The organism is Corallincola platygyrae, assembly GCF_039544265.1.
GTDB lineage: Bacteria > Pseudomonadota > Gammaproteobacteria > Enterobacterales > Neiellaceae > Corallincola > Corallincola platygyrae.
The window spans coordinates 168347-190074 of sequence record NZ_BAABLI010000007.1; the positions used below are offsets into that span (position 1 = coordinate 168347).

21 protein-coding genes, 4 tRNA genes and 1 pseudogene are annotated in these 21728 nt (G+C 49.4%); 11 read left to right on the forward strand and 15 right to left on the reverse strand.

Going from position 1 to position 21728, the window contains the following annotated elements; genetic code table 11:
• Positions 1 to 119 precede the first annotated feature (119 nt).
• Complete coding sequence (locus ABEA14_RS05190; RefSeq protein ID WP_345338815.1) at positions 120 to 671, forward strand: hypothetical protein; 552 nt, start codon at positions 120 to 122, stop codon at positions 669 to 671.
• Positions 672 to 1029: 358 nt separating this feature from the next.
• Here ABEA14_RS05190 and ABEA14_RS05195 read toward each other — a convergent pair whose 3' ends face one another.
• The 8 genes and pseudogenes from ABEA14_RS05195 to ABEA14_RS05230 all read right to left on the reverse strand — a co-directional run bounded on the left by ABEA14_RS05195 (position 1030) and on the right by ABEA14_RS05230 (position 6263).
• Positions 1030 to 2097 carry an OmpA family protein gene (locus ABEA14_RS05195; RefSeq protein ID WP_345338816.1) on the reverse strand — a complete coding sequence of 356 codons (1068 nt, stop codon included), beginning with the start codon at positions 2095 to 2097 and terminating at the stop codon, positions 1030 to 1032.
• Between the two features lie 232 nt (positions 2098 to 2329).
• Positions 2330 to 2416 (reverse strand) — tRNA-Leu (locus tag ABEA14_RS05200).
• A gap of 66 nt (positions 2417 to 2482) precedes the next feature.
• A tRNA-Cys gene (locus tag ABEA14_RS05205) sits at positions 2483 to 2556 on the reverse strand.
• 39 nt (positions 2557 to 2595) lie between these two features.
• Positions 2596 to 2671 (reverse strand) — tRNA-Gly (locus ABEA14_RS05210).
• Between the two features lie 119 nt (positions 2672 to 2790).
• Positions 2791 to 3351, reverse strand: coding sequence for a CDP-diacylglycerol--glycerol-3-phosphate 3-phosphatidyltransferase (pgsA, locus tag ABEA14_RS05215; protein WP_345338817.1), 561 nt, complete (start codon positions 3349 to 3351; stop codon positions 2791 to 2793).
• 70 nt (positions 3352 to 3421) lie between these two features.
• Positions 3422 to 5251: an excinuclease ABC subunit UvrC gene (uvrC, locus tag ABEA14_RS05220; RefSeq protein WP_345338818.1), complete on the reverse strand. Its 1830-nt coding sequence runs from the start codon at positions 5249 to 5251 to the stop codon at positions 3422 to 3424.
• A gap of 2 nt (positions 5252 to 5253) precedes the next feature.
• Positions 5254 to 5891, reverse strand: a pseudogene (gene uvrY / locus ABEA14_RS05225) (UvrY/SirA/GacA family response regulator transcription factor).
• Between the two features lie 281 nt (positions 5892 to 6172).
• Positions 6173 to 6263 (reverse strand) — tRNA-Ser (locus tag ABEA14_RS05230).
• A gap of 150 nt (positions 6264 to 6413) precedes the next feature.
• On the opposite strand from ABEA14_RS05230, the gene tusD reads away from it, so the two are divergent.
• From tusD to tusE, 4 genes are read left to right on the forward strand one after another with little or no spacing between them, the layout of a single operon-like run.
• Positions 6414 to 6803, forward strand: a complete 390-nt coding sequence (gene tusD, locus ABEA14_RS05235; RefSeq protein ID WP_345338819.1) for a sulfurtransferase complex subunit TusD — start codon at positions 6414 to 6416, stop codon at positions 6801 to 6803.
• Between the two features lie 9 nt (positions 6804 to 6812).
• Positions 6813 to 7172, forward strand: a complete 360-nt coding sequence (gene tusC, locus ABEA14_RS05240) for a sulfurtransferase complex subunit TusC (protein ID WP_345338820.1) — start codon at positions 6813 to 6815, stop codon at positions 7170 to 7172.
• Complete coding sequence (locus tag ABEA14_RS05245) at positions 7173 to 7448, forward strand: DsrH/TusB family sulfur relay protein (protein ID WP_345338821.1); 276 nt, start codon at positions 7173 to 7175, stop codon at positions 7446 to 7448. It abuts the gene before it with no gap.
• Positions 7449 to 7453: 5 nt separating this feature from the next.
• Positions 7454 to 7783 (forward strand): sulfurtransferase TusE, encoded by a 330-nt coding sequence (gene tusE, locus ABEA14_RS05250; RefSeq protein WP_345338822.1) that lies wholly within the window; start codon positions 7454 to 7456, stop codon positions 7781 to 7783.
• 65 nt (positions 7784 to 7848) lie between these two features.
• On the opposite strand, the gene serS is transcribed toward tusE, so the two are convergent.
• From serS to lrp, 5 genes are all read right to left on the reverse strand, one after another.
• Entirely contained in the window at positions 7849 to 9144 is a 1296-nt protein-coding gene (gene serS, locus ABEA14_RS05255; RefSeq protein WP_345338823.1) for a serine--tRNA ligase, read from the reverse strand.
• Positions 9145 to 9297: 153 nt separating this feature from the next.
• A complete protein-coding gene (locus tag ABEA14_RS05260; RefSeq protein ID WP_345338825.1) occupies positions 9298 to 10641 on the reverse strand; it encodes a replication-associated recombination protein A in 1344 nt (447 codons plus the stop codon).
• Positions 10631 to 11296 (reverse strand): outer membrane lipoprotein periplasmic chaperone LolA, encoded by a 666-nt coding sequence (gene lolA / locus ABEA14_RS05265; protein ID WP_345338826.1) that lies wholly within the window; start codon positions 11294 to 11296, stop codon positions 10631 to 10633. The genes ABEA14_RS05260 and lolA overlap by 11 nt, the downstream gene beginning before the upstream one ends.
• 47 nt (positions 11297 to 11343) lie before the next feature.
• Positions 11344 to 13785, reverse strand: coding sequence for a DNA translocase FtsK (locus tag ABEA14_RS05270; protein ID WP_345338827.1), 2442 nt, complete (start codon positions 13783 to 13785; stop codon positions 11344 to 11346).
• A 45-nt stretch (positions 13786 to 13830) separates the two neighbouring features.
• A complete protein-coding gene (lrp, locus tag ABEA14_RS05275; protein WP_345338828.1) occupies positions 13831 to 14310 on the reverse strand; it encodes a leucine-responsive transcriptional regulator Lrp in 480 nt (159 codons plus the stop codon).
• A gap of 139 nt (positions 14311 to 14449) precedes the next feature.
• Between lrp and ald the strand changes: the two genes are divergently transcribed.
• The 5 genes from ald (at position 14450) to infA (ending at position 18447) form a co-directional block, all read left to right on the forward strand.
• A complete protein-coding gene (ald, locus tag ABEA14_RS05280) occupies positions 14450 to 15562 on the forward strand; it encodes an alanine dehydrogenase (RefSeq protein WP_345338829.1) in 1113 nt (370 codons plus the stop codon).
• Positions 15563 to 15671: 109 nt separating this feature from the next.
• Positions 15672 to 16622, forward strand: a complete 951-nt coding sequence (trxB, locus tag ABEA14_RS05285) for a thioredoxin-disulfide reductase (RefSeq protein ID WP_345338830.1) — start codon at positions 15672 to 15674, stop codon at positions 16620 to 16622.
• 97 nt (positions 16623 to 16719) lie between these two features.
• Complete coding sequence (gene aat, locus ABEA14_RS05290; RefSeq protein WP_345338831.1) at positions 16720 to 17454, forward strand: leucyl/phenylalanyl-tRNA--protein transferase; 735 nt, start codon at positions 16720 to 16722, stop codon at positions 17452 to 17454.
• Positions 17438 to 18148, forward strand: coding sequence for an arginyltransferase (locus ABEA14_RS05295; RefSeq protein ID WP_345338832.1), 711 nt, complete (start codon positions 17438 to 17440; stop codon positions 18146 to 18148). Before aat ends, ABEA14_RS05295 begins: the two co-directional genes overlap by 17 nt.
• Before the next feature lie 80 nt (positions 18149 to 18228).
• The gene (gene infA / locus ABEA14_RS05300; RefSeq protein ID WP_345338834.1) at positions 18229 to 18447 is read left to right on the forward strand and encodes a translation initiation factor IF-1; all 219 of its coding nucleotides are present in this window, start codon (positions 18229 to 18231) and stop codon (positions 18445 to 18447) included.
• Positions 18448 to 18536: 89 nt separating this feature from the next.
• Here the strand turns inward: infA and clpA are convergent, their stop codons facing one another.
• Both clpA and clpS read right to left on the reverse strand, forming a co-directional pair.
• Positions 18537 to 20810: an ATP-dependent Clp protease ATP-binding subunit ClpA gene (gene clpA, locus ABEA14_RS05305; RefSeq protein ID WP_345338835.1), complete on the reverse strand. Its 2274-nt coding sequence runs from the start codon at positions 20808 to 20810 to the stop codon at positions 18537 to 18539.
• A gap of 48 nt (positions 20811 to 20858) precedes the next feature.
• Positions 20859 to 21179, reverse strand: a complete 321-nt coding sequence (gene clpS / locus ABEA14_RS05310; protein WP_345338836.1) for an ATP-dependent Clp protease adapter ClpS — start codon at positions 21177 to 21179, stop codon at positions 20859 to 20861.
• 236 nt (positions 21180 to 21415) lie between these two features.
• On the opposite strand from clpS, the gene cspD reads away from it, so the two are divergent.
• Positions 21416 to 21631: a cold shock domain-containing protein CspD gene (gene cspD, locus ABEA14_RS05315; RefSeq protein WP_345338837.1), complete on the forward strand. Its 216-nt coding sequence runs from the start codon at positions 21416 to 21418 to the stop codon at positions 21629 to 21631.
• Positions 21632 to 21728: the final 97 nt, after the last annotated feature.

A 21728-nucleotide genomic window follows, 5' to 3' on the forward strand; every position in this document is an offset into this window, starting at 1 on the left:
TATGAAGCTTCAAGTACAAATTCGAGGCCCACTCTGTTAGGATTTAGTCTCCATTTTAATAAGTAAGACTACTCACTCTCATGATTGAGTATGGAATTGGCATGCATGGATGTACTCAAATGAATAAAAATCAGCCACTGCTATATACACTGATCGTTGTAACACTCGCTCTTAGTTTTTTTTCACACGCCGCCACAAAAAAAACATACTCGTTTGCGCTTCACCACAATCAATCTAGTGATGAAGCGGTAAAAGCATCTATCCTTGCTGCCTTAGAAAAACGAGGCTGGACCGTAGAGGAAAGTAAGCCGCCCAAAATTCTAGCCACGCTAAACCATAGAGGGATCGATGGTCGACTGCATATCCGCTATAACGCAACCACAGTGGCTATCACCAACGACTCATACAGACAGGCGATATCGGATGACCCCAGGCAGTTTTCAGAGGAGCGCATGGAACCATACTACCCCAGGGGTTGGATTAAGAACCTCCGTGTAGATATAGAAAGTTTTCTGCCACAAATGGTGAACCTAAAACAAGAGACTAAAATTGATGACGCTCTAAAGGTTAAGCTTGAACAGTTGAAGTCACTGCACGAGGACGGCCTGCTATCTGATGAAGTCTACAACTCCAGACAACAGTCATTACTTGAAGAATACGGTGTGGAATAGAGTTGGCAACGCTTAAAAATTAGCACTCCCCTCACAAAAGCCTAAGGGAAGGATTGAGAAGGCACGCTTTTAACATAGAAATGCCTTTTCACTCATAAGTTCGGCTAGAGCGCATTCTTCAAGTTGGATTAAATTTACGCCTCAACCCTTACCTGAAGGTTGCTAGATAAAATATAGGTAGATAAGTCAAACGCCCAGCGATATTAGACTGATAAATCTCAACTGAGAAAGACTGTATTCGAGATATCAGAACGGGTACCTGGAATTGGACCTGATGAGTACACGTTTTTTGCTTATAGCGCAGAAACAAGAAGGGAGCGCCAATCGCTCCCTTCTTGTTTAACTTAAAGGTTCAACGTCAAAACAAGTCAATCAATCTCTCGGTAACGTCCAGAGCCTTATCAACGTCATCCAAATCGATGTCACCTACTTCAAACATTTTGGCATCGTCATCTTTAACATCAAGGGCAGAGCCGCTCGTTACTTGTAGCACCTGTGGGTTCAATGCAACAATTTCGACTCGACGATTCTTTGCCTTTCCGGACTCGGTGCTGTTATCACCAATTGGTGCTGACTCGCCTTTACCCATGGCATTCATCCGATGTGGCCTTATGCCGTAGTTACGACTCAATTTATTTTGTACCGCATTTGCACGACCATCTGATAGTTTTTGGTTAAAGTCATCGTTACCGACACTATCGGTATGGCCGACGATAAGGATCTCCAACTCAGGATAAGTAATCATCAACTCCGATAATTGCTTCAGTTCCGGCTCGGATTCTGGCTTTAACGTCGATTTGCCTGAGTCAAAATAAAGCCCGTAGAGATCGATCTTGCCGTCTTTTGCAAGGGATTCAGCCATTGGCGACATCTTGTCATCATCCAAGGCCTCTTTGTCTGTCACGAAGAGAAACACATGTGTATTGCCACTCAGTTGGTTTACAAACAGCGATATATACGTTTCATCGACTTTGGCCGCCAAGTATTGAATCTCTTTGTGACCATTCATGTACAGATCTCGCGCCTTCACAATCTTTTTAAAGGTTGAAAGATTTTCTCTAAAACACGGACGCTCACAGGTGAAGAGGAACTCGCCGCCAGATTTTTGAATCGTTTTCTGGTAGTTGCGAAACACTTGCAGTGTAGAGGCGGAACTGGGCAGTTCATAGTGGATGTAGGTTACCTGCCCTTCCAAAGGCAGCAGCTTATCAACTGTCCATTTGCCCTTTTCTTCATAGGGCTTGCTGAGCATAAGTTGATGCTCTTCATACTCTCTGTAATCGTAGTCATTAATGACAGCCCCTGGGTAGCGTTCAAGTCTGGGATGATCTTTGCTGCCCCTGGCGTCAGAGTCTCTGGCTACAGCACTGCCAATGCCAACGATAAGTAGAATAGATAGTAGAAAGGTATTTCTTACGCTGTTCATTCCTTTGCCTTTTCCATGTTACGCATGAACATTTTGAAAGGGCATTCTATTGATATTCCAGTCAAAAGTAATGGGGCAGCTCAAAGTTTTGCCATTCAGCCCCTACCTAGCTTCCAAAAAACGTACGTTTTACTGAAGAAGAGTATAAAAGTCAGAGTTCAGGGGCTAAACGCTAAATAAAGAGACATCGAATGGCGAGAAGCAGTACAACTATCAAAGGAGATAACAGAAGTGGTGCCCGGGGCCGGACTTGAACCGGCACGCTCTTGCAAGCGAGGGATTTTAAATCCCTTGTGTCTACCAATTTCACCACCCGGGCTCAGTTCTTCTCTGTGGGTGTTAGCACCGTAAGGATAACGGGGAACTGCTTACATGAGAGAAGAAATGGAGGCGGGTCCCGGAGTCGAACCGAGGTCCACGGATTTGCAATCCGCTGCATAGCCACTCTGCCAACCCGCCAGGGTATTGCCTGTGAGCATCCAAAATCTTGGGAGAAATTGGAGCGGCACACGAGGTTCGAACTCGTGACCTCAACCTTGGCAAGGTTGCGCTCTACCAGCTGAGCTAGTGCCGCATCACAGTGTTACAGGGCATCTCCCTGAAACGTGGGCTGCATTCTACCGAACAAAATGAGTGAGTCAACCGCTGTTTGGTGCGTTTGCCTATTTCTCAATCAGGTTTCGGAACAAACGCTCATTTTTTAGCAGAATCAATGGCTACGATCTGTCTCCAGGCCACGCCAACATAGATCATCATCGACCAAATCGTCAGTGCGGTCGCGATATAGAGTAGCGCATACGCCAAGCCGATAATGAAGCCATTGAAGTGCGAGATCAGACCGATAAGCGCCAGCATCTGCGCCGTTGTTTTCCATTTACCTATGGTTGCCACAGCCACTTCAGAGCGCTTACCAGCTTCAGCCATCCACTCTCTTAGTGCTGAGATAAGAATTTCCCGCGAGATAATAACGATCGCAGGAATGGTGATCCAAAGTGTGTTGTAGAAGTCGACCAGGATAATCAGGGCTGCACACACGGTGACTTTGTCTGCCACTGGGTCCAGAAAGGCACCAAATGCAGTCTCCTGTTGCAGTTTGCGAGCCAAATATCCATCAAAATAGTCTGTGACCGCTGCCAGCCAGAAGAATACCGCGGCAGTGAATTGCGCATGTTCCCAGGGAAGATAGAAGCAAACCAGAAAAACGGGGATAAGAACGATACGAAAAGCAGTGAGAATGTTCGGAACAGTTAACATGCAACCAACAGAATCTGGAGAAACGACCCGCTAGTTATATCCGAAAATGGTGCAGAGCACCATCTCAGACTTACTCTTGCAACGAATCATGGATAGTTTGCGCCATTTTTGCACTGATGCCAGGTACTTTGGCCAACTCTTCGACAGATGCAGCCTTCACTTGCTGCATGCCTCCCAAGTGACTAATCAGCGCCTGGCGACGAGACGCACCAATGCCTGGAATATCTTCCAGTGTTGAGCGCTTGGCATTTTTCCGGCGTCGCTCTCTGTGGCCCGTGATGGCAAATCGGTGTGCTTCGTCCCTCACCTGTTGAATCAGTAGCAGAGCGGGAGAATCTACAGGTAAGTTAAATGCCTGGTGTGAGTCCCCCAGAATAAGCGTTTCCAGGCCTGGTTTTCGTGATTCGCCCTTGGCGACACCTACCAACAATGGTTTGAGCGGCGCTTCGCTCCAATCCAACTCCGCCATCACCTCTTCAGCCATTCCCAACTGCCCTAACCCGCCATCAATCAGCAGCAGATCCGGCACCTTGCTCTCGGCACCTAACTGTTTAAAGCGACGCTGAAGCGCTTGTTTCATTGCAGCGTAGTCATCTCCCGGCGTAATACCAGCGATGTTGTAACGTCTGTATTCGCTCTTATGTGGACCTTCCTGGTTAAACACGACACATGAAGCAACGGTCTGCTGACCAGAGGTATGGCTGATATCAAAGCATTCGATGCGCTTCGGAATAGTATCTAATGCCAACGTCTCAGTCAGTTGGTGCAAACGCTGCTGGATAGACTGCTTATGTGCCAAACGGCTTTCAAGTGCTGTTTCTGCATTGGTCTGAGCCAACTTGAGAAAACGCGCACGGTCACCGCGCGGCTGAAACACCAGCTTGATTTTTCTCTCTGTCAGCAATTGAAGGTCGTTAGTTAGCTCATCCGTGTTTTCAAGTTTAAACGGCAGTAATATAGCGCTGGGCACCTGGCCGCTGCGCCCTTCTGCACCGTAAAATTGAGTCAGAATGGATGAAAGCAGTTCCTGTGTATCCGTATCAGCCGGAATAGATGGATATAACGATTTACTGCCCAGCAGTTTACCGTCTCGAATAAACTGCAAATGCACGCAGCATTGGTTGCCATTAACCGCCAAACCAATCACATCGATAGCATCTTTGCCCGCTTCGACACTATGCTGAACCTGCACCTGCCGGAGCGCAGTGATCCTGTCTCTCAGTGTTGCAGCCATCTCAAACTCAAGCTCAGCGGATGCCTGCTCCATGTCGGTAACCAGCTGCGCAATCACCTTTTCACTATTACCTTTCAGGAACAGTCGTGTTTGATCAACTTGCTTTGCATACTGCTCGTCGGTTACATGTCCCTGCACACAAGGCGCAGTGCAACGACCCAACTGGTATTGCAAACAGGGCCTGGAACGACTGCGATAAGTCGTGTCGTCACATTGTCTTACCTGAAACAGCTTCTGTAACAGATTCAGCGATTCTCGAACCGCGCCACCACTGGGAAACGGACCGAAATATTCACCGTGGGATTTTTTAGCACCGCGATGAAACGCCAAACGTGGGTGTTTATGATTAGAGATAAGCAGATAGGGATAACTCTTATCATCCCGCAGTAACACGTTGTAACGGGGACGAAAGCGTTTGATCAGATTGTTTTCCAGGATCAACGCTTCCGCCTCAGTATGAGTCACTGTCACCTGAATATTGGCGATGTGTTTGACTAAGGCGCGAGTTTTGGCTGAATCAACATTGGTTCGAAAATAGCTGGATAGGCGTTTCTTCAGACTTTTTGCTTTACCAACATAGATAACGTCATCGTTGGCATTAAGCATCTGATACACGCCCGGCTGATCAGTCACCGAGCGCAGGAACGCCTTGGCATCAAAATCCATGGCTAGAGTTTTTCAGCGTCTAGCATTCCGTGGCGGATCGCCAAATGGGTAAGTTCAACATCACCATCAATGTCCAGCTTCTTAAACAAACGATAGCGATAGCTGTTCACTGTTTTAGGACTGAGGTTAAGTTGTTCTGAGATGTAACTGACCTTCTCACCACGAGTGATCATCAACATGATCTGCAACTCGCGCTCAGAAAGTTCTTTGAATGGGTTTTCCTGACTGTCGCTGAATTGGCTAAGTGCCATTTGCTGAGCAATTTCAGGAGATAAATAGCGCTGACCGCTGTTGACTAAGCGAAAATGACTTCGTCAGGCGCTGCACCTTTTGACAGGTAGCCGCATGCCCCCGCCTGCATTACTTTGCTCGGGAATGGGTTTTCTGTGTGAACAGTCAAAACAATAATTTTGCTGTCAGGTGAATGACGAAGAATTTTTCGGGTGGCTTCTAAGCCGCCAATACCCGGCATATTCATGTCCATGAGAATAACGTCAGGCTGATTATCTCTGGCCCACTTTACCGCATCTTCACCATTATCAACTTCACCCATGACTTGCATGCCGCGTACATCCTCTAACAGGCGGCGAATTCCGGTGCGAACAAGTTCATGGTCATCAACGAGAAAAACTCGGATCACGGATGGCACTCCAAAAAAAAGCTAATACGAAAACTGCGCCTCTAATCCGTTGGCTATACGGATGTCCTTTAACAAATCCGTACACTGAATAATAACGAATGCCACAATCTAAAATAAAGCTAATCACAGCGCAAACTTGCGCATCCGCAGTGTGCCGCACAATCAAATAGCAGTTTTGTGACATTGTTGTGAAGCTGGTCAAATTGCGGAGCGAAGGAAAATGGGGAGAGCCGGGAGCCAGAAACGAAAAAGGCCGTCGATATCGACGGCCTTTTAAGAGATGGCGGAGGAGGTGGGATTTGAACCCACGGTAGGGTATAAGCCTACGCCGGTTTTCAAGACCGGTCCATTCAACCACTCTGGCACCCCTCCGGAACGCCGCGAATAATACGGTGGTTAATTTCAGTTGTAAAGCCCCTATTTAACTCATTAGTATCGTTTGCTCATTATCTAAGCAAGACGACCAGAAGTTGGCCTAATTTAAGCCTTTTTCTTTTGATAACACTGTCCGATAATAGCGCCATGGCGACATTTACTATCTCAATCAGTGCCTCTCCTGTTTCTCACCAGGCACACAAAACGGCATACCAGTTTGCATTGGCTGCAATTACGCAGGGTCACAGCGTGAAACAGGTTTTCTTTTTCCAGGAAGGTGTAACAACAGGCTCCAAGTTGCTATCTCCAGCCGGAAATGAGAGCAATTGGGCTGAGCGATGGGCCGGCTTTTCTGCTGAACACAGTGTTCCCCTGATACTGTGTGTTGCATCGTCACTCAGACGCGGCATCCTCAATCAAGAGGAAGCAGATGATGTCAGTGGGTCGGCTAACCTGCATTCCGGTTTTCATATCGGCGGACTGGGTGAGTTGGTAACCCATTCCCTCAAGTCAGATCGCACGATCCACTTTAAATAGGCGAAGTTGATGGATAAACGTATTGCGCTGGTCTTTCGCCAATCACCTTTTGACGGCAATCAGGTTCAGGAAACGATAGATATCGGCTTAGCCTATGCCGCATACGATCAGGCAGTCACGCTGATTTTCACAGATGATGCCGTATCAGCTTGTTGCGACAGCACAAAACCTGAAAAAGCGGGTTATGCAAACTTTCTCAAGCAGTTTGGAGCCTTCGACATGTACGACATTGAGGAGGTGTGGGTGAATAAACAAGCGATGAAAAAAAGAGGACTTGCCGGATCCAGGCTTCGCGAAAGTGTTCAGTTCGTGGACGAAAATCAGATTGCCTCCTCGTTATCGTCATTCGATATTGTTCTGAGTATTTAAATGACCCCATTAATCATATTTAATAAGCCCCCTGAACAGGGCAGTCTTTCGCAATTACCAGCAAATGCAGCCATGTTATTGCGTGCCGATGCCTGTTTCGCCCTCCCCACCTGGCTTACCAATGATACGCTGACGAATATGTCATCTGGTGTCTACGTGCTGGAGGAGGATGCTCAGGCACGAGGCATTTCTGAGTTACCAAGCACTGTGAAGAGCATAACCATCGACCAAATGGTTGAACTGACTCTGTCGCACCACCCCATCATCAGTTGGTAGTTTTCATGTACGAATTTGAAGGCAAAACCATTGCCACCGATAAAGCCGGTTATCTGGAAAACATTGATGACTGGAGCGAAGCTCTTGCGCAGATCATCGCCGACGCAGAGAAGATAGAAATGACAGATAACCACTGGCAAGTGGTTCATTTCGTTCGGGAGTTTTACCTAGAGTTTGAAACTAGTCCGGCGATCCGCGTATTGGTTAAAGCGATGGCGAAAAAATATGGCGAAGAGAAAGGTAACAGCCGCTATCTGTATAAGTTGTTTCCTAAAGGCCCTGCCAAACAGGCAACCAAGATCGCGGGTCTGCCAAAGCCGGTAAAGTGTATATAAACAACGTGAAACGCCAGAAGTAAAAAAGGAGCCCTTTCGGCTCCTTTTTTAATCAAGCGATACGACTAGTCACGCTTCAAGATATGGGTTGTGCCACCCATGTAAGGACGCAGTACTTCCGGCACTTCAACAGAACCATCTTCCTGCTGGTAGTTCTCCAGCACTGCCACCAAGGTGCGTCCTACCGCCAGGCCAGAGCCATTCAGCGTGTGCAGCAACTCAGGCTTCTTCGCGCCTTTGGCACGATAACGAGCCTGCATACGACGCGCCTGAAAGTCGAGCATGTTACTGCAAGAGGAGATCTCACGGTAAGTTCCCTGAGTGGGGATCCATACTTCCAGATCGTACGTCTTACAAGCACCGAAGCCCATATCACCGGTACATAACAGCATGGTGCGGTACGGCAATTTCAACAGCTGCAGTACTTTTTCAGCGTGCAGAGTCAGAGTTTCCAAGGCTTCAAATGAATCTTCCGGCTTAACCAGGTGTACCAGCTCAACTTTGTCAAACTGGTGCTGACGAATCAGGCCACGCACATCACGGCCATAAGAGCCGGCTTCTGAACGGAAACATGGCGTATGCGCAACCATACGCACAGGCAAGTCTGCTTCATCAGTAATGGTATCGCGAGCCAAGTTAGTCAGTGGTACCTCAGCGGTGGGGATCAGCGACATGCCAACGCCCTCTTCGGTAGCAGGCTGCGTGTTGAACAGGTCTTCACCAAACTTAGGCAGCTGACCTGTACCGCGCAATGAGTCGGCGTTAACCAGGTAAGGTACGTACATCTCCTGGTATCCGTGCTGCTGGGTATGCAGGTCCAACATAAACTGGGCTAAAGCACGATGCAGGCGTGCCATCTCACCACGCATAACAACAAAGCGCGAACCAGACAGTTTCACTGCTGATTCAAAATCCATGCTCTTGCCAAAGTCACCCAGGTCGACATGATCTTTAGGCTCAAAATCGAACTCACGCGGTTCGCCCCAGCGGCGGATCTCTTGGTTTTCCTCTTCGTCTTTACCTTCAGGTACGGACTCGTGTGGAAGGTTTGGAATGCCCTGGCTCAGTTCTTTAATCTCTTCGAGCAGCTTGCTCAACTCAGCCTTAGCTGCGTCCAGCTCTTCACCCAGAGAGCCTACTTCTGCCAGTAACGGCTGGATATCTTCGCCACGGGCCTTAGCCTGACCGATCGACTTGGAACGGGTGTTACGCTCACTCTGCAACTGTTCAGTTTTTACCTGCAGGGATTTACGCTGCTCTTCGAGCGACTTAAATCGCTCTACATCCAGCTCATAACCACGTTTGGCCAGCAGTGTGGCCGTCTCATCGATTTCGGTGCGAAGAAATTTAGCGTCCAGCATTTTGCGTGTTGTACTCGTTAATGATTAAAAGGTGGGGTTGTCTCTATGACTCAAGCTACGTAGAACACCTGAGCTTCATCGAAACATCACATGGCCCCTTCTTATGGCCGCCAAGTTTAACAGAGGCGGCGCTGAAACCAAGGGATGGGATCATCACAGATCGCGTTTTTTATCACTGGCAGCATCTAATTGCGCCAGATACGCCAGTTTCTGTTGGATTTTTTGCTCAAGACCACGATCTGTTGGCTGATAATAGCGTCGCTCGGACAGCTCAGGAGGCAGATAACTCTCGCCTGCAGCATAAGCGCCCGGCTCGTCGTGAGCATATCGATACTCTGCGCCATGTCCCAGCGATTTAGCCAATTTCGTCGGTGCGTTGCGCAGATGCACGGGTACCTCATACTGCGGCAATTCCGCGGCATCTCTAAGCGCTTGTTTAAACGCGGTGTACACGGCATTACTCTTTGGAGCGACAGCCAGATAAACAATCGCCTGGGCAATTGCCCGCTCTCCTTCTGCCGGGCCGACTCGCTGAAAACAATCCCAGGCATTCAGCGCGACATCCATCGCTTTCGGATCGGCATTGCCAACATCTTCAGACGCAATAGCCAGCAGACGCCTGGCAACATAAAGTGGATCGCAGCCAGCATTGAGCATGCGTGCATACCAGTAAAGTGCGCCATCAGGGGATGAGCCACGAATCGATTTATGCAGAGCCGAGATCTGGTCGTAATAGTGATCGCCCTGCTTATCGAATTGGGCAACCTGTTGTCCGGAAACATCGGCAACCAACCCTTTCTCAATAACCTTGCTATCCCCTTCCACCAAATCGCTGGCCATTTCCAGCAAGTTCAGCAATCGACGCGCATCACCAGCAGCCAGGTCCAGCAAAAGCTCCTCTGCATCAGCTTCCAGCGTCAGCTGTTTTTCACCCAGACCACGCTCTGGGCAGGTCAGTGCGCCATTCACCAGTCCTTTCAAGGATGGCTTGTCTAAAGGCTTAATGACGTATACACGGGCTCGACTGAGCAACGCGGCATTCAGTTCAAAAGAGGGGTTTTCCGTCGTCGCGCCTATGAACGTAACCGTACCCGCTTCGATATGAGGTAGAAATGCGTCCTGCTGAGATTTGTTGAAACGGTGCACCTCATCAACAAACAACAGAGTACGCCGTCCAAGATCGTGCAGATTTCGCTCGGCGCGTTCAATAGCCGCACGAATATCTTTAACGCCAGCAGTCACGGCTGAAATACGCTCAATTTCAGCATTGCAATGCCCGGCAAACAACTCAGCCAAGGTGGTTTTGCCGGTACCCGGTGGTCCCCACAGGATCATGGAGTGAACCTGACCATGTTCCAGTGCGCGGCGCAGCGGCTTGCCCTCACCTAACAGGTGAGGCTGCCCTACATATTGGTCAATGGTTTGAGGCCGCATACGGGCGGCCAAAGGCTGATACTGAGTGGTATCAGCAAAAGAAAAGGAGAGATTATCCGGCATTAGCTTCGGCGCGCTGATCGTCCACGTCGACCCCCTCGGGAACAACAAAGCTGAAAGTGCCTTCCGCAAGCTCTGCTGGCGCAGTGAACTTAGTCAGTTTAAATTGGCTGCGCTGCCCCTGACTGTCAACAATCAGCAGTTCGGTTAACTGGTTGCCTGCAAACTGGAGTTCAAAACGCTCAATGTTGCCGCCCGCTTCCAGTGGCGTCACTTCATAGCGTTCACCGACTACGCGCACGCGATACTGCGCCCATACCTTAGGGTCATTCTCAGCCAACAGCAGGATGGGACTGTCTTTCATCACGTCTTGCGCGCTGTAGAGGCTTACCTGCTCCAACAGAGGGTTAAATACCCAAACGGTGTTGCCATCTGACTGCACCAAGTGCTCATCAGGAGAGATGGTTTCCCAGACAAACTGATCCGGTGTTTTAACTTTGATAACACCGGTCGCTTCCTGAACCAGCTCACCATCAAACGAGTGTACCTGTTGATTAAACTCAGCAGAAAATGACTGATAACTGGCCAGCCTGTCACGCAATGTTTTTGGCTTCTCTGGCGCTTTGTCTGCAGCAAACGCTGAAGCAACCACCAGGGACATGCAATAAACGAAAACAGCTGGCACGGAGGCCAGCTTTTTAAAAGAAGTTAAGATCATTCTTGCTCTCAATACTTACTCATTTTCTGATTAGCTATTTGGGCAAATCAGTCTCTTGGCGGTGGTGGCGCCAGGACTTCTCTATTGCCGTTATGGCCTGGTCCTGATACGACACCGTCCATTTCCATCTGTTCGATCAAACGTGCCGCGCGATTGTAACCAATTTTGAATTTACGCTGGACGCTGGAGATAGATCCTCTGCGACTCTCAGTGACAAAAGCGACCGCTTCGTCGTAAAGAGGGTCCAGGTCCTCTTCACCCTCAGGACGTTCACCTGGAAGTGCCGTTTCTGCTGTGATCTCTCCGCTCAGGATCTCGTCGATATAATCCGGCTTGCCACGCTTCTTCCAATCTTCAACCACAGCATGCACTTCATGGTCATCGATAAATGCACCGTGAACACGGGTTGGAACGCCGGTACCCGGCGGCAGGTAAAGCATATCGCCCTGCCCCAACAGTTGCTCTGCGCCCGGCTGATCAAGAATGGTTCGTGAATCGACTTTGCTCGATACCTGGAATGCCATACGGGTTGGGATATTGGCTTTAATCAGACCTGTAATCACATCTACCGACGGACGCTGAGTTGCCAGAATAAGGTGAATACCTGCAGCACGGGCTTTCTGAGCCAGTCGCGCAATCAACTCTTCCACCTTCTTGCCGACAATCATCATCAAGTCAGCAAACTCGTCAACAACCACCACAATGCTGGGTAGCTTCTCCAGCTCAGGCGCTGAGTCATCCATGCTATCGCCGGGCTTCCACAGCGGATCTTTAAGAGGCGTACCCGCTTCAATCGCTTCCGTGACCTTGGCATTAAAGCCTTTCAGGTTCCGCACACCCAAGGCGCTCATCAGCTTGTAGCGGCGCTCCATCTCACCCACACACCAACGCAGCGCATTGGCCGCATCTTTCATGTCGGTGACAACTTCCGCCAAAAGATGTGGGATACCTTCATAAACGGAAAGCTCCAGCATCTTGGGGTCGATCATAATAAAGCGAACATCTTCCGGCTTGGACTTATACAGCAGGCTCACGATCATCACGTTCACGCCCACTGATTTACCCGATCCCGTGGTACCCGCTACCAGCAGGTGTGGCATCTTTGCCAAATCCACGGCGACCGATTTACCGCCGATATCTTTACCCAACACCATGGTCAGGTTGGATTTACCATTTTCGAACGCCGGACAGGCAATCACTTCTGACAAACGTACGATCTCGCGATGGGCGTTGGGTAGCTCCAAACCAATCACAGACTTGCCCGGAATTACTTCGACAACACGCACGCTAATGGCACTCAGCGCACGAGCCAGGTCTTTGGATAGGTTGGAGATACGAGACACTTTAACGCCGGGGGCAAGGTCAAGTTCAAATCGTGTGATCACAGGGCCAGGGTAAACACCAACAACTTCGGCCTGAACGCCAAAATCCAGCAGCTTGGCTTCAACCAAACGGCTAACCTTATCCATCTCTTCCTGTGTTACCGGGTTGGTGCTTTTATCTGCCCGATCAAGCAAGCCAATGGTTGGCATTTCGGTCACTTCACTGGCGACATCTGCCGATGCCGCAACCGCAGGCAGAGGTGCAGTTCCGCCATTCACTACCTGTTTGGGCGGTTCAAATGCAGGCGCCACAATGGGAGCAGAGTTTTCAGCCAGATTTAGCGTTGGCGAAGGCGTGCTGGACGCAAGCGGATCGAACTCCTCTTCATAGTCGTACTCGTCTTCGTCGATATCTTCTGGCTCAAACGGCTCAAGTTCTTCTAAACGAAGTGAAGGCTCATTGTCTTCCTCTTCGACAAAACCTGTGGCTGGCGCTTCCTCTAATTCGGTTTCCTCAGTATTCGATGCTTCGGTGGCGCCCTCTTTACGGCTCTCCATGTAGTTGTGGATGGGTCGGTAGATGCCTTGAATAGCGCCCCAAACAAGTACTGCGCCGAGAAAATCTGCGATTGCAACCCAAGAGAGCCCTGTAGCGAGCGTAAAGCCAGAGAGCACCAGACCTAATAACAGCAGCGTGGTACCGAGCAGATTAAATACAGGCAACATGCTTGCGGCAATCACATCGCCAAGCATGCCCCCCGCGGAAAAGAAGTAAAAATCATCAAAATTGATACTGGCCAGCGCTGAGATACCAATAAGCAGCAATAAGCCACCCACCATCCGCAACGACAGCGCCATGTAGTCAATTTCAAACACGTGGTAGTAACGGCGGAAACTGTACCAGCCGAGGAAAGCGACCAAGAAAGGCACCATGTAGGCTTGATAGCCCAACACAAAGAAAAGCAGGTCCGCGACTAACGCACCTACCGCACCGGTCATATTTTTTATTTCGCCCGCAAACGCAGTCTGCGACCAACCGGGATCGGTCGGAGCATAGCTGTATAACGCCAGCAATAAAAATACCGCACCGACACTACTCACTATCAGTGCAGCTTCTAATAATCGCTGTACGCCATTTAACGTGGCGGGTTTAGTGATCCTGTTCAATCTGAACTCCCTGCGTAGAGATCCCTATAAGATCTCATTGAACGCTCAGGTAATCAACACGGCGGGGCGCTGTTTCACCTCTTCCATCACAACATAGGTGCGACTATCACTTACCCCGGGCAGTTTTAACAGGGTTTCACTCAACAATCTGCGGTATGCCGACATGTCTGTCACCCTGGCTTTTAACAAATAATCGAAGTCACCTGATACCAGGTGACATTCCTGTAGTTCATCCAACGTCATTACCGCTCGATTAAAGCGCTCAAAAAGGTCCGGCGTCTCACGGTTCAAAGTGATCTCAATGAACACCAGCAGCGTCTTGCCCAACTTAAAAGGGTCTAGGTCGGCCTGATAGCCACGGATAAAGCCGTCTCTCTCTAAGCGCTTAACCCTTTCATGGCAGGGGGTTGCGCTCAACCCAACGCGCCGGGCCAGCTCAACATTGGACACTCTGGCGTCCTGTTGTAGCTCCCGGAGAATGCTTCTATCTGTCCTATCTAGTTTTTTAAGCTGCTTTATCTGCATCTAACCAGTGAATTTCACTACTATGAAATCTATTTATAGTGTTTTTACACGTTATTAACAAGTTATTTGGAGAAACATTTTTTGAATTCGAATTTATACTTTGATCTGTCTCAACTAGCTTCTTCAGATAGGTTAAAAAATGATCGTCGGTATACCAAAAGAGATTAAAAACAATGAGTTCCGTGTTGCTATGACACCGGCAGGTGTAGCGGAACTGGTTAAAAACAACCACAAAGTTGTGGTTGAAACTCAAGCCGGAGTGGGCAGCGGATTCGCTGATGAAGATTATGTTTCTGCTGGCGCAGAGATTTTGCCTACCGCTGAAGCAGTGTTTTCCACTGCCAAGATGATCGTAAAGGTTAAAGAGCCACAAGCTATCGAGCGTGCGCGCCTGAACAAAGAGCACACGCTCTTTACCTACCTGCACCTGGCACCAGATCCTGAGCAGACGGCAGATCTGGTTAACTCAGAAGCCACCTGTATCGCTTACGAAACAGTGACTGATGACCTGGGCCGTTTACCTTTGCTGGCGCCAATGTCTGAAGTGGCTGGCCGTATGTCTATCCAAGCTGGTGCCTATGCCCTGGAAAAATCTCGTGCCGGTCGTGGAATGTTGCTCGGTGGCGTTCCGGGTGTAAGCCCTGCCAAAGTAGTTGTGATTGGTGGCGGCGTTGTTGGCCGTAATGCTGCGCAAATGGCAGTCGGCATGGGTGCCGACGTAACCGTACTGGACCGCAGCATTGACGTACTGCGCGCCATCGACGCCGAGTTTAACGGCCGAGTGAAGACTGTTTTCTCTACTGCTTTAGCACTGGAAGAACAGGTATTAGCAGCGGATCTGGTAGTAGGTAGTGTACTGGTTCCTGGTGCTGCAGCACCTAAGCTGGTCACCAAAGAGATGGTTAGCCGCATGAAAGCCGGTGCCGCTGTCGTTGACGTAGCAATTGACCAGGGTGGCTGTTTTGAAACTGCCAAAGCCACCACGCACGCCGAACCCACTTACATTGTTGATGACGTAGTGCACTATTGTGTCGCCAACATGCCAGGCGCGGTTGCTCGCACCAGTACATACGCCCTGAGCAACGCTACCCTGCCCTATATCATCAAGCTGGCAAACATGGGTGCCGAAGACGCTCTGAAGGCAGACAAACACCTGTTGGAAGGCCTGAACGTGCGCCATGGCAAGGTGACCTGTCAGTCAGTTGCGGAAGAGTTGGGCTACGATTTTGTGCCTGCCCTTGAAACGCTGTGATCACGTCTACATATAGCAACTAAGACTTTACCCTTATCAGGGGGCTCGATATTATCGGCCCCCTTTATTGATACCAATTCTCGGTTTTAAACCCGATGCGGAGAGCAGCATGAGTGACGTGAAACACGCCCGCCTCCTGATCTTAGGCTCTGGCCCAGCAGGATACACAGCCGCTGTATATGCAGCGCGCGCTAATCTTAACCCCGTCCTGATCACAGGTATGCAGCAAGGTGGTCAGCTGACCACGACCACGGAAGTGGAAAACTGGCCTGGTGATCCTAAAGATCTGACGGGCCCTGCGCTGATGGAGCGTATGCGTGAGCATGCTGAAGCATTCAACACCGAGATTATCTTCGATCATATTCATACTGCGGAACTGACTGAACGCCCTTTCAAGCTGACAGGCGACACTGGCAGCTACACCTGTGATGCACTTATCATCTGTACTGGCGCATCTGCTATGTACCTGGGCCTGCCTTCTGAGGAAGCTTTCCAAGGCCGTGGTGTATCCGCCTGTGCAACCTGTGATGGTTTCTTCTACCGCAACCAGAAAGTTGCCGTGGTTGGTGGTGGTAACACCGCTGTTGAAGAAGCACTCTACCTGTCAAACATCGCAGCTGAAGTTCATCTGATTCACCGCCGCGACCAGTTCCGTTCAGAGAAAATTCTGACCGACCGACTGATGCAGAAAGTGGAAGAAGGCAATATCGTGCTTCACCTGGATCGCACACTGGACGAAGTTTTGGGTGATGATATGGGCGTTACAGGCGTTCGTATTAAAGATACCAAGTCTGATGCCACCGAAGAGCTCGAACTGCAAGGTGTATTTATTGCGATTGGCCACAAGCCAAATACCGACCTTTTCGCTGGTCAGTTAGACATGAAAGATGGCTACCTGAAGGTTGAAAGCGGTACCGAAGGCAACGCGACACAAACCAGTATTGAAGGTGTGTTCGCCGCGGGTGACGTTATGGACCATATCTATCGTCAGGCTATTACCTCTGCCGGTACAGGTTGTATGGCGGCACTGGACGCTGAAAGGTACCTGGACGCTCAATAACCCATTAGTGTCATATTAATCTCAAAGCCCGGCTCGACCGGGCTTTCGTTTTTGTTAAGCTTTATAAAGGCTAAGTCGTTTCCGCTGCAAAGGTGATATGACCCAGTTTCTTACCGAACTCGATACTGCGACAACCATATTCCCGCCAACCGAATATGCACTGTCAGAGCCCAACGGGTTGCTGGCCATCGGTGGTGATCTTTCCGCAGATAGACTCAAGCGGGCGTATCAGTCCGGTATCTTCCCCTGGTTCTCAGAAGAGGATCCCCTACTGTGGTGGTCTCCCGATCCTCGCTGTGTCTTTGATATCGCCAGCTTTCGCGTGTCCCGAAGCCTGAAAAAGAGCCTGAGGCGCTGCGGTTATACAATCTCAGTGAACAGAGCGTTTGATGAAGTGGTAGCGGGCTGTGCCGGTCCTAGAGAGCAAGAGTCCGGCACATGGATCTTACCGGAAATGGCCCATGCTTATGGCGAATTACATCGTCAGGGAGCCGCCCACTCCATTGAAGTTTGGGCCGGTGAAACCTTGGTAGGAGGCTTGTACGGTGTTTGCAGCGGTCGTCAGTTTTCAGGGGAGTCGATGTTTTTTCGACAAACAGACGCCAGTAAGGTCGCGCTCACAGGGCTCGTAGCACTATTACACAGTACAGGAGCGCGCTGGATCGATTGCCAAATTGCTAATCCCCATTTGATCTCACTTGGCGCAATCGAAGTACCCAGAAAACAATATATCGAACAGCTGAATTTAGAGATTTGCACGGTACTGCCAGAAGAACATTGGGTAGCACGGGACATTACAGGATTAGTAAGCGACTATGCCGGAATCAATTAGTGTCCGACTTGGGATAACCCAAACCATCCCTTGCCAGTACATAGATGGCGAGTTTGAGCGATTGGTAGTTTTGGCTGCCGAAGAGATAGCGGACGACTTCAAATACCGCCACTTGCTGGCGCACGGCTTTCGTCGCTGTGGTGACAGCCTGTACGCGCCCCACTGCCCCGAATGCAAAGCCTGTGTTCCCATTAGAATTCCAGTCCAGGATTTCAAGCCCTCACGAAGCCAGCGCCGTGTGCTTAATGCTGGAGATCGTGCTCTCACCATTGAAGTAATTGATCAATTGGATCGCTCAGCCGTCTACCCGCTCTATAAACGGTATGTAGAGATCCGTCATGCTGAGAGCAGCATGAATCCAGTAAGTTATGAGCAGTATGAAAATTTCTTGTTCAGCCATTGGCACCAACCCAAATACCTGTGCCTCTATGATGAAAAAACACTGGTGGGTATTGCCGTTACCGACTATCTGGAAGACTCACTCTCTGCGGTGTACACCTTTTTTGAGCCCGAGTACGACAAGCTTTCCTTAGGCACTTATGCCCTGTTAAAGCAGATTGAGTTCGCCAAATCAGAACAAAAACCGTTTCTTTATCTTGGGTTTCAAATAGATAAATGTGCCGCGATGAACTATAAAACTCGCTATAAACCCTATCAGATGCTGGAAAATGGGCATTGGAATCAATATGAGTAAGGGTTCTTCTTTACACACTGGACAAATTTCGGCAAAATTCCGCGGTCTAAAATTTGGGCGTTAACAGGAATCTCTACTAGATGGCGAAAGAAGACAACATTGAAATGCAGGGCACTGTGTTGGAAACCCTTCCAAACACCATGTTCCGTGTAGAATTAGAAAACGGACATGTGGTCACTGCCCACATTAGCGGCAAAATGCGCAAGAACTATATCCGTATTTTGACCGGGGACAAAGTGACTGTGCAGCTGACTCCCTACGACCTCTCTAAAGGACGTATCGTCTTCCGCGCCCGTTAAGCGCCAGGAAGCTTCAATGCTTCTTAAAGAATATGAAAAAGCCCGGAACATTCCGGGCTTTTGCTTTTGTATCGTGATTGAACGTTTAACTAAGCTGGGCAGGCTTCATCTTCACCGCAAAAAGCCATATCCAATTCATCACTTTTCACCGTCACTTTGACACTGCCGCCAGCGGCAAGCTCGCCAAACAACAGCTCTGAGGCCAACGGCTTCTTCAGTTGCTCCTGGATCAAGCGCGCCATTGGGCGAGCCCCCATCGCTTTGTCGTAGCCTTTTTTGGCGAGCCACAAACGCGCTTCCTCACTGACTTCCAGAGATACACGCTTGTCATCCAATTGCGCTTGCAGTTCGACAATAAACTTATCGACGACCTGTTGGATCACCTCTTCGCTCAAGTGGTTGAACCAAACTACGTTGTCCAGGCGGTTTCTGAATTCAGGAGTAAACACACGGTTAATTTCAGATTTACCATCGAACGAGTTGTCCTGCTGCTTGAACCCAATAGAGGTTCGTTCAGTCTCTCGTACACCGGCATTAGTCGTCATTACCAGAATGACATTACGGAAGTCTGCTTTACGTCCGTTGTTATCCGTCAGGGTTCCGTTATCCATTACCTGCAGCAGCAGGTTATAGACATCCTGATGCGCTTTTTCTATTTCATCGAGCAGCACTACGCTATGGGGGTTTTTTAGTACCGCATCGGTCAGCAAACCACCTTGGTCATAACCTACATAGCCCGGAGGCGCACCAATCAGGCGGCTGACCGCATGGCGCTCCATATACTCAGACATATCAAAACGAATAAGCTCAACGCCCATGGCTTTCGCCAGCTGCTGAGTTACCTCTGTTTTACCCACCCCAGTGGGCCCTGCAAACAGGAAACAACCAACAGGTTTTCGATCATTACCCAAGCCTGCGCGAGCCAGTTGGATAGACTCAGATAGCACATCGATCGCCTCATCCTGTCCAAACACCACCATCTTGAGGTTGGTATCTAGGTTTTTAAGCAGATCTTTATCTGAACGGGTCACCGTTTTCTGTGGGATACGAGCTATACGCGCAACAATATCTTCGATGTCATGCACACCGATGGTTTTCTTGCGTTTACCCTGCGGGGTTAATCTCAGTCGCGCTCCCGCTTCATCAATCACATCAATCGCTTTATCTGGCAGATGACGTTCATTGATGTATTTAGCTGAAAGCTCAGCGGCTGCTCGCAATGAACCAACGGTATACCTTACCCCATGGTGCTCTTCGTAGCGCGATTTGAGACCTTTCAGGATCTTGGTGGTCTCTTCGACACTCGGCTCGAGTACGTCGATCTTCTGGAAGCGACGAACTAACGCGCGATCTTTCTCAAACACACCGCGGAACTCTTGGTATGTCGTAGACCCTATGCAGCGCAGGCTACCACCAGACAACAGCGGCTTAATCAGGTTGGAGGCGTCCATCATGCCACCAGAGGCCGCACCCGCACCTATGATGGTATGGATTTCGTCGATAAACAGAATGGCACCGGGATCTTTGCGAAGCTCTTTTAGCACTGATTTAAACCGCTTCTCAAAATCTCCGCGGTACTTGGTGCCTGCAAGCAAGGCCCCCATGTCCAAAGAGTAGATGGTGCTCTTCTCAATAACCTCGGGCACCTGGCCTTGCACAATGCGGTATGCCAGGCCTTCAGCGATAGCGGTTTTACCGACACCCGCTTCACCCACAAGCAAGGGGTTATTCTTACGACGACGGCAAAGTACCTGAATGGTGCGCTCAAGTTCCTGGTTCCGGCCGATTAGCGGGTCAATATTGCCCTCTTCCGCCAGTTTGTTCAGGTTGGTGCAAAAACTTTCCAAGCGATTTTCTTCACTGGCACCCTCGCCTTCACTCTCACGTTCCTGGTCTATCTGAGGCTGATCAGGTCCTGAGTGTTGGTCGACCTTACTAATGCCGTGGGAAATAAAGTTCACGACATCCAGTCGGCTCACATCTTCTTTCTTCAGCAGATAAACCGCTTGGGATTCCTGTTCGGAAAAGATGGCCACCAGCACATTGGCACCACAGACTTCACTGGCACCAGAGCTTTGCACATGAAACACAGCACGTTGAAGCACGCGCTGAAAGCCAAGCGTGGGCTGCGTTTCCCGTTCACTATCGTGTTCAGGGATCAGCGGTGTTGTTTCGGCAATAAAACGAGTTAACTCACCTCTAAGCCTGTCGAGGCTAACGCCACAAGCAGATAGGGCCTCGGATGCAGACGGATTGTCCAGCAATGCCAACAGGAGATGTTCAACGGTCATGAATTCATGGCGATTCTCACGCGCTTCGCGAAAGGCTCCGTTGAGCGATATCTCGAGGTCTTTGTTTAACATCGGCGTACCTCACATTGAGTTAGAAAACTCGCTACCACCGGCAGCGACTTAAGCCTTCTCCATTGAGCATAGCAAGGGGTGCTCATGCTGTCTGGCGTAACTGTTGACCTGTTCAACTTTTGTTTCAGCTATCTCGGCGGTGAACACACCACACACGCCTTTACCTTTGTAGTGCACGGAGAGCATCACTTCAGTTGCCTGCTCAACATTTAAGTTGAAAAATCTCTGTAGAACCTCGACTACAAAGTCCATCGGAGTGTAGTCATCATTATTTAGGATCACCTTATACATCGGTGGCGGCTTAACCTTCGGTTTCGCCGTTACCACGTCTAACTCGTGATGGTGATCTACCTGCTCGTCGTTACTCATAATTTCAATATTAGTACGTCTCTGATACGCCGCGAATTGATATCAAGTTCAAATGATAAATTCACTACGCGTCTTAAAAAAAACCAGTCAAAGCCTTGACTGCCATGTCAGATCGACTATTTTTTGACACTGGTAGTCGGTGTTTAATGTCTCATATATATGGGCATAGTGAAAACATCACAACCGTAAGTTCAAGGAGTTCAAGTCTTAAGGAAGTGAGGTAAGGAAGTAGATTTATGGCAACGGGTACAGTTAAGTGGTTCAACAATGCCAAGGGATTTGGCTTTATCGTGCCAGATGACGGCGGTGAAGACGTATTTGCGCATTATTCAACAATCGAAATGGAAGGCTATCGTACACTTAAAGCAGGCCAGCCTGTTGAGTTCGAACTTCATGAAGGCCCCAAGGGGATGCACGCTCATGACATCAAGCTTAACGACAGCTCTAAGTAGTCGGTAACTGATTCGATTAGAGAAGAGGAGCAGGCTCAGGCCTGCTTTTTTCTTTTTAACAGAAAACGTCGCTCCTGTGCATTTGCATGCCCCACGA

What these genes read in the sequence shown, in the direction of transcription:
- uvrC (WP_345338818.1), bottom strand. Translation starts at nt 5,251, where the DNA reads ATGGATTTTGATGCCAAGGCGTTCCTGCGCTCGGTGACTGATCAGCCG.
- tusC (WP_345338820.1), top strand. Translation starts at nt 6,813, where the DNA reads ATGGATAAACGTATTGCGCTGGTCTTTCGCCAATCACCTTTTGACGGC.
- serS (WP_345338823.1), bottom strand. Translation starts at nt 9,144, where the DNA reads ATGCTGGACGCTAAATTTCTTCGCACCGAAATCGATGAGACGGCCACA.
- lrp (WP_345338828.1), bottom strand. Translation starts at nt 14,310, where the DNA reads ATGCAGATAAAGCAGCTTAAAAAACTAGATAGGACAGATAGAAGCATT.
- ABEA14_RS05190 (WP_345338815.1), top strand. Translation starts at nt 120, where the DNA reads ATGAATAAAAATCAGCCACTGCTATATACACTGATCGTTGTAACACTC.
- lolA (WP_345338826.1), bottom strand. Translation starts at nt 11,296, where the DNA reads ATGATCTTAACTTCTTTTAAAAAGCTGGCCTCCGTGCCAGCTGTTTTC.
- ABEA14_RS05245 (WP_345338821.1), top strand. Translation starts at nt 7,173, where the DNA reads ATGACCCCATTAATCATATTTAATAAGCCCCCTGAACAGGGCAGTCTT.
- cspD (WP_345338837.1), top strand. Translation starts at nt 21,416, where the DNA reads ATGGCAACGGGTACAGTTAAGTGGTTCAACAATGCCAAGGGATTTGGC.
- clpS (WP_345338836.1), bottom strand. Translation starts at nt 21,179, where the DNA reads ATGAGTAACGACGAGCAGGTAGATCACCATCACGAGTTAGACGTGGTA.
- tusE (WP_345338822.1), top strand. Translation starts at nt 7,454, where the DNA reads ATGTACGAATTTGAAGGCAAAACCATTGCCACCGATAAAGCCGGTTAT.
- infA (WP_345338834.1), top strand. Translation starts at nt 18,229, where the DNA reads ATGGCGAAAGAAGACAACATTGAAATGCAGGGCACTGTGTTGGAAACC.
- ald (WP_345338829.1), top strand. Translation starts at nt 14,450, where the DNA reads ATGATCGTCGGTATACCAAAAGAGATTAAAAACAATGAGTTCCGTGTT.
- ABEA14_RS05295 (WP_345338832.1), top strand. Translation starts at nt 17,438, where the DNA reads ATGCCGGAATCAATTAGTGTCCGACTTGGGATAACCCAAACCATCCCT.
- aat (WP_345338831.1), top strand. Translation starts at nt 16,720, where the DNA reads ATGACCCAGTTTCTTACCGAACTCGATACTGCGACAACCATATTCCCG.
- tusD (WP_345338819.1), top strand. Translation starts at nt 6,414, where the DNA reads ATGGCGACATTTACTATCTCAATCAGTGCCTCTCCTGTTTCTCACCAG.
- ABEA14_RS05195 (WP_345338816.1), bottom strand. Translation starts at nt 2,097, where the DNA reads ATGAACAGCGTAAGAAATACCTTTCTACTATCTATTCTACTTATCGTT.
- ABEA14_RS05260 (WP_345338825.1), bottom strand. Translation starts at nt 10,641, where the DNA reads ATGCCGGATAATCTCTCCTTTTCTTTTGCTGATACCACTCAGTATCAG.
- trxB (WP_345338830.1), top strand. Translation starts at nt 15,672, where the DNA reads ATGAGTGACGTGAAACACGCCCGCCTCCTGATCTTAGGCTCTGGCCCA.
- pgsA (WP_345338817.1), bottom strand. Translation starts at nt 3,351, where the DNA reads ATGTTAACTGTTCCGAACATTCTCACTGCTTTTCGTATCGTTCTTATC.
- clpA (WP_345338835.1), bottom strand. Translation starts at nt 20,810, where the DNA reads ATGTTAAACAAAGACCTCGAGATATCGCTCAACGGAGCCTTTCGCGAA.